The organism is Vibrio anguillarum (genome assembly GCF_001989995.2).
GTDB classification, from domain to species: domain Bacteria; phylum Pseudomonadota; class Gammaproteobacteria; order Enterobacterales; family Vibrionaceae; genus Vibrio; species Vibrio anguillarum.
Genome location: NZ_JAHGUP010000008.1, coordinates 62065 through 79271, shown reverse-complemented (window position 1 = coordinate 79271; position 17207 = coordinate 62065). Strand labels below are relative to the sequence as shown.

11 protein-coding genes are annotated in these 17207 nt (G+C 45.1%); 5 read left to right on the top strand and 6 right to left on the bottom strand.

The window, feature by feature from the left end; genetic code table 11:
- Window positions 1-113 precede the first annotated feature (113 nt).
- The 6 genes from pulA to PL85_RS01395 all read right to left on the bottom strand — a co-directional run bounded on the left by pulA (window position 114) and on the right by PL85_RS01395 (window position 11757).
- Window positions 114-6155, bottom strand: a complete 6042-nt coding sequence (gene pulA, locus PL85_RS01420) for a pullulanase-type alpha-1,6-glucosidase (RefSeq protein ID WP_115339861.1) — start codon at window positions 6153-6155, stop codon at window positions 114-116.
- A 390-nt stretch (window positions 6156-6545) separates the two neighbouring features.
- Window positions 6546-7364 (bottom strand): hypothetical protein, encoded by an 819-nt coding sequence (locus tag PL85_RS01415; RefSeq protein ID WP_019282558.1) that lies wholly within the window; start codon window positions 7362-7364, stop codon window positions 6546-6548.
- A 160-nt stretch (window positions 7365-7524) separates the two neighbouring features.
- On the bottom strand, window positions 7525-8499 hold the full coding sequence (locus PL85_RS01410; protein ID WP_026027355.1) for a chemotaxis protein: 975 nt from the start codon (window positions 8497-8499) through the stop codon (window positions 7525-7527).
- Between the two features lie 24 nt (window positions 8500-8523).
- Window positions 8524-9303: a substrate-binding periplasmic protein gene (locus tag PL85_RS01405; protein ID WP_115339862.1), complete on the bottom strand. Its 780-nt coding sequence runs from the start codon at window positions 9301-9303 to the stop codon at window positions 8524-8526.
- 157 nt (window positions 9304-9460) lie between these two features.
- Window positions 9461-10141 (bottom strand): response regulator, encoded by a 681-nt coding sequence (locus PL85_RS01400; protein ID WP_115339863.1) that lies wholly within the window; start codon window positions 10139-10141, stop codon window positions 9461-9463.
- Window positions 10138-11757, bottom strand: a complete 1620-nt coding sequence (locus PL85_RS01395) for an ATP-binding protein (RefSeq protein ID WP_115339864.1) — start codon at window positions 11755-11757, stop codon at window positions 10138-10140. Before PL85_RS01395 ends, PL85_RS01400 begins: the two co-directional genes overlap by 4 nt.
- A gap of 360 nt (window positions 11758-12117) precedes the next feature.
- Here PL85_RS01395 and PL85_RS01390 point away from each other — a divergent pair, with 360 nt between their 5' ends.
- The 5 genes from PL85_RS01390 (at window position 12118) to PL85_RS01370 (ending at window position 17207) form a co-directional block, all read left to right on the top strand.
- A complete protein-coding gene (locus PL85_RS01390; RefSeq protein ID WP_013856662.1) occupies window positions 12118-12372 on the top strand; it encodes a hypothetical protein in 255 nt (84 codons plus the stop codon).
- Window positions 12373-12516: 144 nt separating this feature from the next.
- A complete protein-coding gene (locus PL85_RS01385; RefSeq protein WP_064625433.1) occupies window positions 12517-13953 on the top strand; it encodes a TolC family protein in 1437 nt (478 codons plus the stop codon).
- Window positions 13950-14924, top strand: a complete 975-nt coding sequence (locus PL85_RS01380; RefSeq protein ID WP_017042989.1) for an HlyD family secretion protein — start codon at window positions 13950-13952, stop codon at window positions 14922-14924. The genes PL85_RS01385 and PL85_RS01380 overlap by 4 nt, the downstream gene beginning before the upstream one ends.
- Window positions 14925-14929: 5 nt before the next feature.
- The gene (locus PL85_RS01375; protein ID WP_115339865.1) at window positions 14930-16078 is read left to right on the top strand and encodes an ABC transporter permease; all 1149 of its coding nucleotides are present in this window, start codon (window positions 14930-14932) and stop codon (window positions 16076-16078) included.
- Window positions 16071-17207, top strand: a complete 1137-nt coding sequence (locus tag PL85_RS01370; RefSeq protein ID WP_013856658.1) for an ABC transporter permease — start codon at window positions 16071-16073, stop codon at window positions 17205-17207. Before PL85_RS01375 ends, PL85_RS01370 begins: the two co-directional genes overlap by 8 nt.

Here is a 17207-nt window from a genome sequence, read left to right as displayed (position 1 = left end):
GTGTTTTCTGTCAATGGACAATGACCAAACGAGAGGCTCATTAATGAGAGTCTTAGTAGGAAAAAGTAGAGAAGGAAAAAGCTCGCCGTAGCGAGCTTTTATTGCTTTAACGATTAATCCAGTCGAAGTAAGCGACCAGTTAAAGCCGGAACGATGATTGTCGTTGTACCGATTTGCGTGGCGATCGTCTCTTCAGTCATTAAATCCTTCAATTGAGTCGCAGCTTTTACGCTTCCCATATCAAGAGATAATCTCCGCTCCGCAGTGCTGGTGTTCAGCACATAGAGGATCTGCTCATCACCGTACACTTTGAGATCCGCGTACAAACTCTCGTCAATCCACACATTACGCCGCTCCCCTTTAGCCAGGGACGGGTATTGGCTGCGCAGTCGCATTAATTGACTGACGCTGTTTTTCAGCGCTTGCTGTTGTGGTGATAAGCTTGAACCATCTACTTTGCCACTAGAACGAGCAACGTGATCATCACACAAACCAACGGCAGCACAATTTTGTGTCACTTGCGCTGCAAAGTTTTCGACTTCATCCCCAATCTCTTCACCATAGTAAAGCGTGATTGGCCCAGAATAAGCAGCAAGAAAACTGAACGCGGCAAGATGTCGCGCATAATAATCGCCTAAATTACCTCGTTGGATCAGGTCACCAAAACGAACCAAATCATGATTACCTAACATTAGATTTGGCATGGCGTGATAAGGCGATTTCGCTCGGTTATTCCAACTGGCTTCTAGACTCAGAGCATTGCCGCTTGCGCCAGATTCTTCCACTGCTAATGCTTGCATCACACCATAGCGTAAAGGAAAGTTGAAGGCTGAGGAGAGCGCTGGGTTTGCATCACTGCCATACGCAGTTAGGGTAATGTCATCAGCCCCTTGCCACACTTCACCGACCATATAGCCTAATGTACCCCATGATTTCCCTGCATTGAGGTTATCTTGCGATGCTTGTTCAACCGCCGCGCGCAGCGAACGCCAACTCTTAAGCGGGACTTGATACGCTTGGTCTAAACGCCAGCCATCAATGCCAAACTCACGGATCCAGTAGCTGGCAACTTCAGTGAAAAATGCCTCACTCGCTTGGCTAGGATAAGTGACCAACTTGCCCGGATAACCACTTTCCCCGTCATGAAGCTGAGGCAACTTGCCGCTCGGTGACGCTTTCACGCCAACAGAGCTTGTGTGACCAAATACGCCATCCAATAACACGTACAGCCCTTTGTCATGCGCACGATCGATCAGCTCTTTTAGCTTAGCGTTGCTGCCAAAGTTAGGATCTACGTTGAAATAATCACACGCAAAATAGCCAGTAGCGTCAAGCTTATCATCGCCATTTTGACCCGCACAGGAATCAAATACTGGCGTTAACCACAACGCATTAACGTTCAAGCTAGCAATATAATCCAAGCTATTGATGATGCCTTGCAAATCACCACGGTGGTGCGAGTTGCCGTAACCAACGCCGTAATCAGCGTTTGAATCTCCATCAACAAAGGATTCCACCATCACTTGATAAATTCGCAAATCACAAGCGGGGTTATTGTCTTGATAACACGCGTAGTCAACACCCGTATCCACAACGCCAACCACCAGTTGCGATGTGTTGGATGCATCCAGTGTGAACTTCCAAACACCTTGCTCTGTTACGGTAAGCTTGATATTGCCATTTCCTGCATTTTCCAATGTAGCGGAACCGCTAGCGATACTAAAGCCACCAAAACCCAGGTTTAGTGTGCTCCAATCTTCAGAAGCAATTTTGAATTCATACACTCCGGGAGTCAGATAACCTTCAAACGTGTAGAGACCATTTTGCTGATAGGATAATGGATTTGAAACTCCCCAACCGTTCATCGAACCACGCACGTACACCGTGGTTGAACCATAAGGTGCAACATCAATTGGTGGCGCATCAATGCTTAAGCCGGCACCCTGCTCGCCCTGCTGCGGCATCACAAACACTGCCGCCGTTAAGGCTGGAACGGTAAAGCGGCCATTGTTAAACTGGCTCTCTTTGACGCGCACATCTTGTGCTGTGCGTAAAACAGGATGTAATTCAAAGCGCTGCGCGTTCGGAATAACCACACTTTGCTCAACGCTATTGGCGTTGATGGCGACAACAATGGCCTCAACGTTAGGGTCGAGATCCGTTCCGGCTGAAACACCATCATTAACCGACATAACAATCATGCCAGGCTGCGCATTTGGCCCCGGATTATGGAAACGAACACGATTTAACACTTCTTGCTCAGAGATTAGCTTAAGCAACGGTGTTTGCGCACGAATCGCCAGCAAGGCTTTGAAGGCATTGTCTGTCCATGCGATATCTTGCGCGGAAGCCACCGTATTGGGGTTGGCTATCACACTTTGAATCGCACTCCAGTTGGCCTGATCTTTATCTGCTCTTGGCAAGCCGACATTCCAGTTGTTGGTCTGCTTGCTAAAGTCAACACGGTTGTACCAATCACCACTGTCGTAACTGTCGCGCGCCATCGATTTTGAGCGAAGTAGTTCTGACCCCATATGGAAGAAAGGAACACCTTGCCCAAGCATTACTGGCGCAAGACCAATGATCTGCATGCGCGCTCGATCCGCTGAGCTGGTTTCTGCTTTTGCTTTATATTGGTTGAAGTCCCACAGGGTTTGATTGTCGTGTTTAGAGACGTAGTTAATCGACTCTTGTGGGTCAAGTGTATAGGCCGCGCCTTGACCACCGTATTGGAAATCACGGCCAAGTACTGTCATGCCGCTGGCGGTTTGCAATGGATAGGCTTGTAAATTGCCAGCCATGCCATAGCGAATTAGGTCCATTTTCGATTTCAGATCATCACTAAAACGATCACCGGCATTGGCAAAACCTGGGGTGGTTAATAACGCCTCACCGCTATCAAATGGACCACCGCCACGCACACCGTCACGTAAGCGATCGTTATAAGTCCCTATTCCCGTTCCAGCCATTGGCCATTGCGTGGCATTTTCACCTCTGGCACCGTTGGCGACTTCACCAAAGTTCCAGCCTTCACCATAGAACCAAGTGTCAGGATCAACCGTTTTCGCCGCCTCATAAATCTTGAGCATGCTTGATTTCATCAAGTGTCCCATAAGATCGAAACGGAAACCGTCGATTTTGTAATCTTGCGCCCACATCGTGACGCTATCGGCCACCAGTTTCTCGAACATACGGTTTTCTGAAGCGGTATTGTCACAGCAGCTAGAATTTTCAACCGCACCTGTGATGGGGTTCAAGCGGTGGTAATAACCGGGCACGGTTTTATCCAGTACTGATTTGTCATACAAACCTGACGAGTAGGTATGGTTGTAGACCACATCTTGCACGACTCGAAAACCAAGCTGATGCAGTTTTTGCACCATTTGGCGGTACTCTTTCATCCGTGACACACCATCACTTTGCACTGCATAACTGCCTTCTGGCGCGCTGTAATGGAATGGATCATAACCCCAGTTGAAGCTGTCAAGCGGCCGCACATTCGCAAGTAATGCCTGTGCTTGCGGTGTATTCGGGTCGGTTTTTTCCAACAGAGAAAGTATGGTCGCGCTCATCGACGTGCCATCAGAACAGAGCGACGCTTGCGGGTTAATACCACACAGTTTTGCGACCGTATCATTAAGATCGACCCGCTTTTGCTCATCTTCCGGAACCGACGCTAAATCATAGCTTGGCAGTAAGTGAATGGTGGTTAACCCCGCTTGTTTTAAACTTTTCAGGTGCGCAACACTGTCACGTTCTTCTTCCAAGAAGGCAAGGTACTTACCGTTGTATTCCGCTGTTCCTTTGCTATCACTGTTGCTGAAGTCACGAATGTGTACTTCATAAAGAATGTTATCTTCAGGATGACTCAGTTCAGGAATAATTTGAGTATCCCAATCGTCCGGTTTTGACTCTGCTGCGGTTAAATCCACCAATTGAGAATAAAGGCTGGATGTGCTGAGCGATTGCGAATACGGGTCGGTCGTCATCATCCATTCAAGTTGCGCCGTTTTAGGATGGTAGGCCTGCACGCGGTAACGATAGAAACTGTTTTTCAGCGAGCGCTCACCTTGATAGTGCCAAACTCCGGTGTTGGGATCTTCAACCATCAGCTGAGGGGAGGTACTGCGAAGGGTTTTATCTTGATCATACAGATACAACTCCACTTGCTGCGCGGTCGGAGCCCATAGCGCAAAATGCGCGCTATCACCGTCTATCCAAGCGCCAAGTTTCACTTCATCAGCATCATCGCTGCCCGCCGTGTAAAGATTATCGACTATTCCTGGGATCTGTACTTTTGTTGCAACCAGTACTTTACCTTCAGCATCTCTCGCCACTGTCAGTAGCTGAGTTTTCAACAGCGCTTTAGCTTGTTCATTGCTCACATCCAATGTGAAGGCGGTACGACCGGCTAAATGTGGGAAATGCGCATTATTTGTCACGCCTGACAAGGCTAATGGGTAATGAATGAATTGTTCAGGATGGGCGATATCACCATTGCCTTGCGCGCGGCTCCAAAGCTCATAGCTTGCCGCTTCGCTGTGATCGAACCACGCCAGTTGATTTACCGCAAGCCAATGTGCAGCTGCGCCCTCAATGGCAACTTGAATTTGATCATTCGGAGAGTAGTTCAACACCGCACTACCGTGGCGCGTATAAAGCGTATTGCCTTTGACAAAATCCAGCACTAAATCATCGCCGCCCAGCGCTTTATCATTGCCACTGTGCACAATAAAATTCATGCAGTTGCCATGTTCTGCTTTAAGTGGAATGCGATATATCGCTCCATAAATCGGGTCGATTTCTGAGGCTAAGTAAGGATTTCCCCAATCCACGCCATTAAGCGCAGATTCAGAAACAGAATCACAGCTACCGTTGTTCCAAAGGTGTAGTCCCCAGCCGTCATAATTATTGTCATCACGCAGGTAGTAAATAATCGCTTCTTGATAAGTTGGGGTCGGCTCGGTTGTCGAGTTATCCGCCTGTTTCGGTTGTGGATCAATGCTGTCGGGGATGCCATCACCGTCATCGTCGCTTGAGGCAAAATCCCCTAGCCCATCGTTATTGGTATCAAGGCTTTCTAAGCGATCTCGTGGGAATACATCCTGCGCGTTGATCACACCGTCACCATCAATATCGTCATCTTCGCTATCGGCAATACCGTCACTATCAAGATCAGCAGGAACGCTTGAAACATCATTGGCGTCCGTTCCTAAACGCGCTTCATCGGCGTTGCTCCACCCATCACCATCAATATCATCATCTTCGACATCCGCAATGCCATCGCCATCGAGATCGGCAACAAAGCTTAAGGCGTCATAAGGATCTGTCCCTAATCGCAATTCAGTTTCATCAGGCCAGCCATCGTTGTCATCGTCTAGGTCTGCGTGATCGCCAATGCCATCATTATCGGAGTCAATACTCTCTTGGATGTCGTAAGGAAAGTGGTCAATCAAATCGGCTACGCCATCTCTATCGCTATCAAAGCCAATAACAGGCTCACCATTTTCAAGCATCAGTGTTTTATCGCGAATATCGCTCTTTTCTCGCTGTGCTTTTTTGATCTCATCGCCAAACCGTTTACTGGCTTTTTTCAAGGTATTGGCCAATTCAGGCAAGCTGGAGTCATCGATAGTAGCAGGTAGCAGTTGCGCTAGCGCTTTAGCAGATTGAGCAACCAAGATGTGGTTATCGACATAATCCGCTTTGACATCCAGAGTTGGAATACGCAGCGCCTTTTTCAGCTCAGCCAATGCTTTACTCTCTCGCTTACCATTTTGCATCTGCACGCTGAGGTAAGTCGTAAAAGGGCTGATCACTGGATAATTTGCTGGCGCCATCATTAAATAATTGCGCGCCGCTTTGACGGTGGGAATATCTTGGTCAACGGTTTTTCCCTTGATGACAGAAGCCATCAGATAATAATTTTTGACGTCACCACGCAGCCCCGCCACGTTAATTTTTGCGATACCTTTTTGGTCGGTATACGCTTGAGGTTCGTTTTGTTCAAATTGACGATTGCCGTTCACATCCAGCCAAACTTGGGCATTGGTTAAATACCCATCCATGACTTGAACGTCTAACGAGTCATTACAACCCGCTAGCATACCAATTGAAGCAAACGCTAAAGTCATTCTCGTTAGGTTTGTTTTCATTGTTGTAATCCGTTTTATAACGTTAGTGCTCGTCCTGCTCTCACTGCTGGCAGAAAACCTATAAATCAGTAGACATATGCCTATATCTACCTAAGCTAACGTTATAATTTTGACACTGCCAATTACCTCCCCCTTGCCATTTTGCTCTCAGGGCGTAGAGCCAAGGGAGGAGAAGAAAAACACAGAGTTCACTCACGCTCAGGGTAAATGAGATGAAAGGAAAGCAGAGAGAGCAAGATAAAAACGTGATCGGAAAGACAAAGCGTAGAATGAGGAATGATAAAGTGTGAAAGAATATTACATTTTGACCAATCTAATAGAGTTTGATCTTAGTCCCATAGCTAAGTCCTGAACATAAAAAAATAGCCAAGTATTGAACCTAAAAATAGCCTATTGAGGGATATCTAAATGAATGATGGTACGACTTTCAGGGTGCAGTGCTTCTAAACTGTTACCCCAATGTTTTTCAATCAATTTATCCATTAAGCCACTGTTTTGAGCTTTGCGTAGAGCGCGATCAATGATCGGCTGGTAGCGTTCTGTTTCTTGGCTAAGATAAAAAATGAAATCGCTTTGATATTGCAATATCAAGCGCTGTTCAATGGCCAGATACGGAAGTGATTTAGCTTCATCGGAAATTTCATTCATACCTCTTGGAAAATAGTGAATCGGCCCTTCTGCAGATAGTTTTTGATAGAGATTTCGCCATTCACCGTCTTGTTGATACACTTTTAAGCTATTATTGCGCCAGACCTCAACATCATACCAATTAACGCCTAACCCAGCGGTTAATCCCGCTTTTTGTAAATCATTAAGCGAATGAATAGTATCAAACGTTCGTTGTAATTGAGGTGGAATCAACAAAATACGTTTACCAATCAGTCCTTTGGTCAATGGAACATTTATGCCCGCATAACGCTCATCTCGTTCTTGAGTTTGTAAAAACCACATCAGTGATAATTGATTATTTTCAACCATTTTACTAATTCGTTTTTGAGGTACATGATCCGGCGTAATAATTATATTAACCTTAACCCCCTGCTCCTCAAGCGATTTTTGCAATAACTCATGATAATAAACATGAGTATTATTTTGTAGTGTTGGCAAATGTAAGGTTAACGACATTTCTGATGCAAATACTTGGGTGTGTAAAGCAATAGAACCCAAGAAAATCAGCATAGTAATTCGCATATTACTTGTTCGCTTCATACTGCCTACCTCCAAAATATTTTCCTATCTAAACTATAGCCCCTTTGATTGGTTTATGTGCGGTGGTATTCGATTGCAAATAAAAGATGTGGCTGGTGATAAGTAAAAAGAGCCTCATATGAGGCTCTCCTTTACTGACTAAAGATAGGCAACTCTAACATCAAGCAAACACATACTTATCCATCAGGGTGACCATTTTGCCAATTTCGGGTTTGGTCAAGGTATCATCAGCACCCAGTGCTAATGCTTTTGCTCGGTTATCATCACTCATGATCGAGGAGAACATCACTATCGGCGTTGTTTTATAAGTTTCGCTGTCACGCAAGCGCTTCAACAAGTGCATACCATCCATGCGCGGCATTTCTACATCCGTTACGATCGCATTCACTAACTCTGTCACGGGTACGTTTTCGGACTTGGCTACTTTTTCAATTTCCATCAATTTCTCATAGGCTTCACCACCGTCTTTACACGCAATAATGTTGTAGCCTGCAGAGCTTAATGTATCTTGTATTAAGCTTCGGATAAACGCCGAATCATCCACCACCATGATGGTTTTCGCATTACGTTTGCTGATCATTTTTTGGTTGAGGTCGACCGATCTGTCCACCGTGACATCGTATTTTTCCATACTCAATTCAGGGTTGATGTCAGCGATGATTTTCTCAAAATCCAAAATCATGATCAGGTTGCCGTCTTTGCGAACAACCGCCACGACGCAATCTTGCTCACCCGCTTCTAAAAACTGACTCGGCGATTCAACATCGTTCCAAGAAATGCGGTGAATACGACTAATGCTGTCAATCAAAAAGCCATTGGTCATACGGTTAAAATCCGTCACGATAACAAACTTTCGATCAAGGCTTGGATTAGTAGGCACACCAAGCCAACCGGCAAGATCAACTAACGGCGTCAGTACATCACGTGATGAAAACACACCGATCATATGCGGCTGAGCATTAGGATAATCAGTGGTATCAGGAACTTGTATCACTTCCCTAACTTTCGCAACGTTAATGCCGTAATAGCAGGTTTTCGTGCGTCCATCTGGCAGTACCTTTTCTAAATGAAACTCGATAATCTCAAGTTCGTTGGTACCACTCTCTGTCAAAATTGTACTACTTGGGTTGCTCATACTGGTCACTAATCTTCAGAATGGTTATTGGTATTTGTTTAATATGGCTTGATATCGATTAACACCGTCTTCATTAACTGTGTTCTTTACTTTATCAATACCCATTTGTAAATCGTCTAGTAGGGCTTGGTCTACATTTTTGTTAAAAGCATAGTAAAGTAATCCCTGCTTTAACACATAAATCGTTTCAAATTGATCGGGTACATACCCTGCTTGCTTTATCCACCAATGAGCTGAGCGATCATCGTAAGCGATCAAATCAATACGTTTTTTCACTAACTGCTCTGCAAGCATAGTGACATCGGTCGCTTCTTGCATGGAATCTCTTGGGACACCATACTGCAATAGCATCTGTTCACCGACATCGTCTTTTATTACCCCAATTTTATAAGAGGTAATTTCTAAAGGCTCTCCAAGTTTGATATTACTACCTTTACGAGCAATTACCGCCACTTTAATCTCATCAATTGGACCTACCCAATGAAATAACTCTTCTCTATGTGACGTCCTTGTTGTTGAGAAAAGTACCCCGTCTTTTTTCAAGATGGCAGAGCGGTAAGAACGAGCCCACGGTTGCAATACGATTTGGCTCAATAACACCTCATGCCCTGAGAATGTAGCGGCTTCTTGAAGTAAATCAACCGAAATTCCAGTGATTTTGCCCTGATTCATAAAATTAAAAGGGGGGTAGGCCTCTGTATAATACGTTAGTGTTTCAAGACTAGCGGGATAAGCAGGTGATGATGCCAACACACTGATTAACCACATAGGTAGAATAGTACGCAGATATTTGATTACGTTCATCCTCTCTCCTACATGATGTTATCTGCCTTTTGTCCTTAAACTTTAGATGGGGTTTGAAACGCCGTCTAGTTGATCGCAAGCATTCATCATCAACAATACGAACGACGTGATTAAATAGCATTAAATTTCATGCGGTTAACCCATTAAATCTCTCGGCCTAACGTACAACTTTTTTATAGCAACGCTCCGAGCGACCAACCGTGCCGTAATTTAAGTCGGCGGTTAGCTCACCACTGCTGATTAAATATTCCAGATAACGCCTTGCCGTGGTTCGACTTGCGCCAATTTTTTCTCCCGCTTCGTCCGCGGTCAAACTGCATGGTGTGTTAAAAAGATGGCGTATTTTGTCTAGCGTAACCCCATCAATTCCTTTAGGAAGACGCAGATGAGTGGGAAGCTCACTGGTATTGGCTGTCAACATTTTATCAACTACGTTTTGGTCAACATCAGCCACGGAACCCAGCTCTAATTGTTGGGTTTGGTATTTCTTCAATGCCGATTCAAGACGAGGAAACATGACTGGCTTGAGCAAGTAATCAACTACGCCACCACGCATTGCCTGTTGTAGCGTCTCAACATCGCGCGCTGCAGTAATCAAAATTACATCACAGCCTTGGTTGTTGCCTCGAACTTTCTGTAAGAGATCGAGCCCCGTACCATCCGGTAGATAAACATCCAGCAATACTAAATCGGGTTTGAGGATATCTAACTGCAATTGGGCATCGGCGTGAGTCGTTGCAATGCCAATGACTTCAAATCCCTCAATTTGTGTCAGGTAACGATGATGTAATTGCGCAATCGCGATATCATCTTCAATGATCATGACACGGGTATTCATACTTGTTCTTCCTTAGGCAGATAAACCGTAACTCTTGTTCCAACATCTTGATTACTTTTCATTTCTAACTGCCCTTGATAGCGATCAGCTAACTGTTTTACCAGGTGTAAACCCACACCTCGGTTATGTTTTGCTTTGCTAGAGACTCCCTTTTGCCATAATTGCTGTGGCGACATTTGTTCGGGTAAACCACACCCTTTATCATCCACTTCAAGAATAATTTCGGCACCATAATCGCTGAGTGACACTTCAATGATGCGTCGTTCTTGTGTCACCCGTTTTTCATTGCGGATCATCGTGAGTGTCGCATCAAATGCATTGTCAATCAGGTTACCCAAGATAGTGACGATATCTTCGGCATTGATACGCTGCGGCAAAGGTTCTAGACGCGATCCCTCTTCAACGACTAACTCCAAACCAAGTTCACGAGCCCGCTCAGTTTTACCCAGCAGCATTCCAGCAATGAGTGGATCTCTAACTGTCTCGCGTAGAAATTCAATGAGCAATTGGTAATGAGCCGTTTCTTGGCCGATTAAATGCTGAACCGCTTCCAGCTCTCCCATCTGTACAAGCCCACTGATGGTGTTGAGTTTGTTGCGATGTTCGTGAGTTTGAGAGCGAAGCATTTCAGCATACTCTTTGGTTTGGGAGAGTTGCTCGGTTAACTCGTTGATTTCATCTCGGAGGCGGAAGCTGGACACCGCCCCAACCACTTTACCGTCAACAATAATCGGACTTCGATTGGCGATCAGACGCTGTTGATTGAGGTACAGCTCGATGTCGTGATCAGGCGTGCCACTTTCAATAACACTCATGAGATCACTTTCAGGCAGAAACAGAGAAAGTGGTTGATTAAGCGCTTTCTCTCGGTTAATCGCCAAAATCTCACACGCACTTTTATTAATGGAACGAAGAATACCCGCCTCATCAATACTTAAAATGCCTTCCTTTAAGGTACTCATGGTGACATCGAGTTCGACATACAATCGGCCAATCTCTTCTGGTTCAAAACCGAGTATCGCTTTCTGAAAACGGCGTGAGGCGTAGCTGGAAAGTACAGCATTCGCCAGCACTACCAGCAGTGCCATCCCAATTAGGTAGATGAGAAAAGGTTCAATTTTATCTTGTAGTCGTTCTATTAAGTAACCAACTGACACCACACCAACGATTTGTCCTTGGGCATTTTTTACCGCCGATTTTCCACGCACGGATTTGCCCAATGAACCCTGAGCAAAAGAAACGTATGACTCACCATGTAGCAAAGCTTGATCATTATCTCCCCCTTTCATGGGAAGACCAATTCGTTCATCAACAGGATGGACTAAGCGGATCCCATGTTGATCGCCGATAACAATGAAGGTTGCACCGATTAATTTTGTTAACTCTCGATAACGCTGTTGGTGATCCACCCCACTACCAGATTCAAGCATATCGACCACTGATGGAGTTTGTGCAAGAAATGAAGCAACCCCCAAAGCCTTTAAGCCCATCTCTTCTTCTTGAGAATGTTTGATGTACACAAAACCAGCGGCAACTAACAGCAGTAATTCAATCAACCCTGAAAGGGTCATTATGATCAGCATACGCTTACGAAAACTGATACTACTCCACACCATAAATCCCTCTTTAACTCTGCATACAAGCTAACACTTATTTAACATTTGAGCGAAGAGAGAAACGAATAACTGTGAACAATACTACGCATTCCACGCACCATTTTGGTTCGTTTTATTGCAATCTATTTCGAAGACTTGCCAAGCAGAATATGCACAAGGTTTTATAAAAAATTATCATGGTTATTTCGTGATCTATATCACGCCTATTTTAGAAAAATTTTATCTTATAATGCCAAAGCATTTGTATACTAATTGTGCAGTGAAGAAGATGATGAGGAAACCTCACAAAAAGATAGCCCTATAATAACCATACCAATTGCTATCGATTCCATTCATAACATTGTCAGAAGGACACTTACAATGAAACGCGATGCCTTTGGAATTTGCCTTTCCCGAGATATGCTGTTTAACCATTTACAGTCAACCTTTACTCACGTTCGGGCTTATGAAGAAATAGCGACTGAGTCAAATGATGACCTGAGAGTGCTGCTCGCTTTCCCGCAGATGTCGGGTAAGGACGTACTGACCACGATGCAAGGCAGTACAAACGTGAGAGGTAGTAAAAAATTGGTTTGGCGGGCCGATTATCTCTGCCCTTCTTACCATAAGTATTAAATTTAAATATTGAATTTTGATGATATGCGCTTCATGCTAGCGCATATCACTTGCTGTTGTTTCGACATTTCAACCCATCACACTGTTGACTTCCGCAGCAAAAAACTAGAGCATTAACTCTAATTATTATTACTCGAGCTTAGCATGAAAGCGAAAACACTCAGCCTATTCGTCTTTACTCTGCTTGGTGCAGCCCCTTCTTTCGCCGCGCCGATTTCCTTTCAACAAGCATGGGATCTTTTGCAACAGAGCAATAATTCACTTGCCGCTGGGCGGGCAAATGTCGAACGCTATCAGCATATTGAAAATTCCACAGACAGTCTCAATTTGCCTGCTGTTTCTATTGGTGCAAACTACACGCGTTTAGACCAAGATGTCACTTTGTCAGGAAAGCAGATATTCGATAGCACTGGGCAATCTATCCCATCATCTTTGGGGCCAGTTTTAGGACCGATACTCGCCAGTGCTGGCTCCATCACATCAACCATCACCGAACGTGATATTTTCAGCTCTTCGATTCGCGCTATTTGGCCCATTTTTACAGGCGGACGGATCAGCGCCGCACAAGCCGCTGCGGAAGGTAAAAAAGAAGAAGCACAAAGCCAGCTCGCAATGGAAACACAAGCGCGCTATGAAGACTTGAGCAAATATTACTTTAGTGTTCTTTTGGCAAAAGAGGTTTTAGTGACTCGCCAAGCCGTTGAGCAAGGGTTAACCAAGCACCGTGATAATGCACTAAAGTTAGAGCAACAAGGACAAATTGCCCATGTGGAACGGCTACAAGCTGAAGCCTCATTAGATAAAGCAACGGTTGAACGCAAAAAAGCACAAAAAACCTTAGATATTGCCCAAAGCGCACTAACCCAAATTCTAGGTCAAACAGAAAAAGTCGAGCCAAGTGGTTCACTGTTTGTCAATGACCGTTTACCGCCGCTCTCTGTTTTTGTGGAGCAAACGCTCAATACCTATCCGGGCTTGGCACTACTTGAAGCAAAAGAAAAGCAAGCAAGCAGCTTGATCAAAGCTGAACAAGGCAAATACTATCCAGAAGTCTACCTTTACGGTGATTACAGCCTACATGAAGACGATTCGCTGGCCAACCAAATGAAACCGGATTGGTTAGTGGGTGTTGGGGTCAACATTCCGTTAATTGAAACATCGGGTCGCAGCGATCAAGTCAAAGCCGCGCACAGCGCAGTCTCACAAGTACGTTACTTAAAGGCGCAAGCTAAGCAAGATTTGAGCGTGTTGGTGGAAAAAACCTATTTGGAAGCCGAACAAGCATTGGAAGAAGTGATGGGACTAAACTCAAGTCTCACACTGGCTAATGAAAACCTGAACCTGCGCCAAAAGGCATTCAGTCAGGGTTTAGCAACGTCTTTAGATGTAGTGGATGCAGAGCTCTACCTTGCGAGTATAAAAACGCAACAGTCATTAGCCAGCTTCAACTACTTACTTTCTTTAAATAAGTTACTGGCATTGACCAGTGAAATGAATACTTTCCCTATCTACACACAATCAGCGATTTTGTTGCACTCATCAATGACTCACGAATCACCTGCTCAAAAGGATGCCTTATGAAAGCCGTAAAACCAACACTGATTGCTCTTGCTGCTGTGGTGGCGATCTCTTGGGTAGGCTATCGCTTTTACCAAGCATCTCAACCTAAACCTGTTCGCTTACAAGGACAGATTGAATCTCAACAATACAGTATTTCTTCAAAAGTTCCCGGCCGTATTGATCAGGTACTGGTGCGCAAAGGCGATAGCGTTGAACGTGGCCAGCTCATTTTCACGCTGCACAGCCCTGAAATTGAAGCTAAATTAGATCAAGCGATTGCGGGTCAAAAAGCGGCGGGCGCACTGGCTAAAGAAGCAGAAACAGGCGCACGCGATCAGCAGATCCAAGCGGCAAAAGATCAATGGCTTAAAGCCAAAGCCGCAGCGGATTTAATGGAAAAAACCTATTTGCGTGTCAATAATCTTTACCGTGATGGTGTCGTCGCTGAACAAAAGCGTGATGAAGCGAATACCCAATGGCAGGCCGCTAAATATACTGAAAGCGCCGCTTTTCAGATGTATCAAATGACCAAAGAAGGCGCACGCTCTGAAACTAAACTCGCTGCCGCGGAAAAAGAACGTATGGCTGCTGGTGCCGTAGCGGAAGTTGAAGCTTATGCCGCGGATACTAAAATTGAGAGTTGGTTTGACGGTGAAGTGTCCCAAGTACTGCTGCAAAGCGGCGAACTGGCTCCACAGGGCTTCCCTGTCGTCACTGTCGTGGATACCCAAGACTCATGGGCGGTGCTCAACGTACGCGAAGATCAACTCAAGCATTTTACGAAAGGCACAACATTTACGGCTTACTTACCTGCTTTAGAAGCCAAAGTAGAATTTATCGTTTCCCACATTGCAGTGATGGGTGATTTCGCCACATGGCGATCAACAGACGCCTCACAAGGGTTTGATTTACGCACCTTTGAAATCGAAGCTCGCCCTACCACACCTGTCGAAGGTTTGCGTATGGGAATGAGTTTAGTGGTTGAGCTATAAGCCTTATGTCGATTCAGGTTCGCCCTCAATGGCCTCTGCTGCGCCATGATCCTTGGCTATTGTCTAGCCTAAGCTGGATACCAATAGTATTGGCATTCAGTATTTGGTGGATTTTCTCACAAGGGATAGTGCGCGATCTGCCGATTGGCGTGGTCGATTTGTCTCACAGCCAATTGTCACGTCAATTGATAAGAGATTTCGATGCAACCTCGACCATGGCAGTCACGCACCAGTTCCAAGATGTCAATCAAGCCAAAACTGCGTTAATTGAAAGTGACATTTACGCGTACGTTGTCATTCCATATCAATTTGATAAATCAATATTTCGTGGTGAGCAGCCACAAGTATCGACCTTCTTCAATAGCCAATACATTTTGGTTGGACGATTGATCAACTCTGCTATTGTTCAAGCACAAAGTACGTTCAATGCCCAAGTGGATGTCGTAAAAAACCTAGCGACTAGCCAACAAACCACATTGAGTGCGATGGGGCGAGCCGTACCAATCAGGACACAGATTACGCCCCTGTTTAATCTCAATACAAACTATGCGCAATTTTTAGTCTCGGCGGTTGTACCCGCTCTTTGGCAAATCGTTGTCGTGGTCAGTACCATTATGATTTTGGCAGCAAACCATCGTCACTTTGGTTTGCAAATGTGGCTTGGAGAAAAGCCATTACGAATTTTAACGCTAACATTGATGCGTTATCTGCCGATTTTTATGCTGCAAGGGATTGGTTTTTTAATCTGGTTTTATCAAATATTAATGTGGCCAATGCACGGCAGTTTTGCTCTATTGATTATCGCACAACTTGCAATGACGCTCGCCTGTATGATCATGGGCGCACTCTTTTTCTTTCTAACACTCGATCCGGCAAGAGCGATGAGTTTTGCTGGCGCTTTTACCGCACCAAGTTTTGCGTTTATGGGCATTACGTTCCCAGTGACGGATATGAATACTCTAGCGCAGTGGTGGCGAAGCCTGCTACCAGTGAGTCACTACATTGAAGTGCAAGTAAGCCAAGTGAGTTATAACGCTGAATTGCTGTCATCACTGAAGTATTTAGTGCCAATGCTGGGCTATGCATTGCCGCTGCTGCTCACTTTGATTCTTATCCGTAAACACAAGCAAGCCGAGCGAATCAACCATGACTGAAACTACGCGATTCATTGCTCTACTTAAAGCAGAGCTAAAAGCGCTATTCACTAACCCTGTGGTGCTGTTGACTGTCTTTGGTGGCGTGGTTTTTTACTCCTTTTTATACCCTTTGCCTTATACGCAGCAAACTCCACGCGAGCAGACACTCTCGATTGTCAATCTCGATAAAAGCCAAGCCAGTTACCAACTAGAACGCATGGTTGACGCAACGCCACAAGTCAAAGTGATTCAACGAGACAGTACCATTGAAGATGCCAAGCAGGCTTTTCTTAACCGCAAAGTTAGCGGTATTTTAGTGATTCCTGAACATTTTTATAAAGACCTACTACTTGGAAAAAGTCCAACACTGGCCTACGCTGGCGATGCCTCTTACTTTCTAGTGTACGGCACCATCGTTGAGGGCTTATCGCAAGCTGGTGGAACCTTAGCTGCGAAAAGTAAAGTGTCACGTTTAGTGATGGAAGGAGAACCGCTTTCTCTGGCCGCTCAGCACTATTCCGCCACAAGCATCAACCTAAAACCGACCTTTAACCCACGCATGGGTTATGTTGATTACGTTGTCCCAGCGGTGTTTGTTTTGATCTTACAACAAACCATGATCATGGCGGCAGGATTAATGGGCGGAACACAAAAGCACGGAAATGGCTATTGGAGTCATACCACACCGCTACGATTAATATTGGTACGCAGCATTGTCCTTGTTGCTGTTTATTATCTACTCAGCATGTACTACTTTGGTGCCAGTTTTACCTCACATGGTGTCAACACCCTCGCCAGTGCGGGGCATTTATTGCTACTTCTACTGCCTTTCTTACTGGCCTCTTGCCTATGCGGCATTTGGCTTGGTTCAGTTACACCGCGGCGAGAATTGGTGACGTTAGTGGTATTAATCAGCTCAATGCCACTGATTTTTTCAGCTGGTTTTATTTGGCCGTTAGAAGCAATTCCACGCCCTATCATTTGGATATCCAACCTCTTTCCAAGTACGCCTGCCATTCAGAGTTTTCTCAGTTTGAACCAAATGGGCGCATCATGGGATCAAATCAGCACTCAGTGGGGGATCTTGTGGGTGCAAGTGTTTGGTTGGGGAGCCCTTGCTTTTTACCAACTCCAGCGGAAGCGTTAA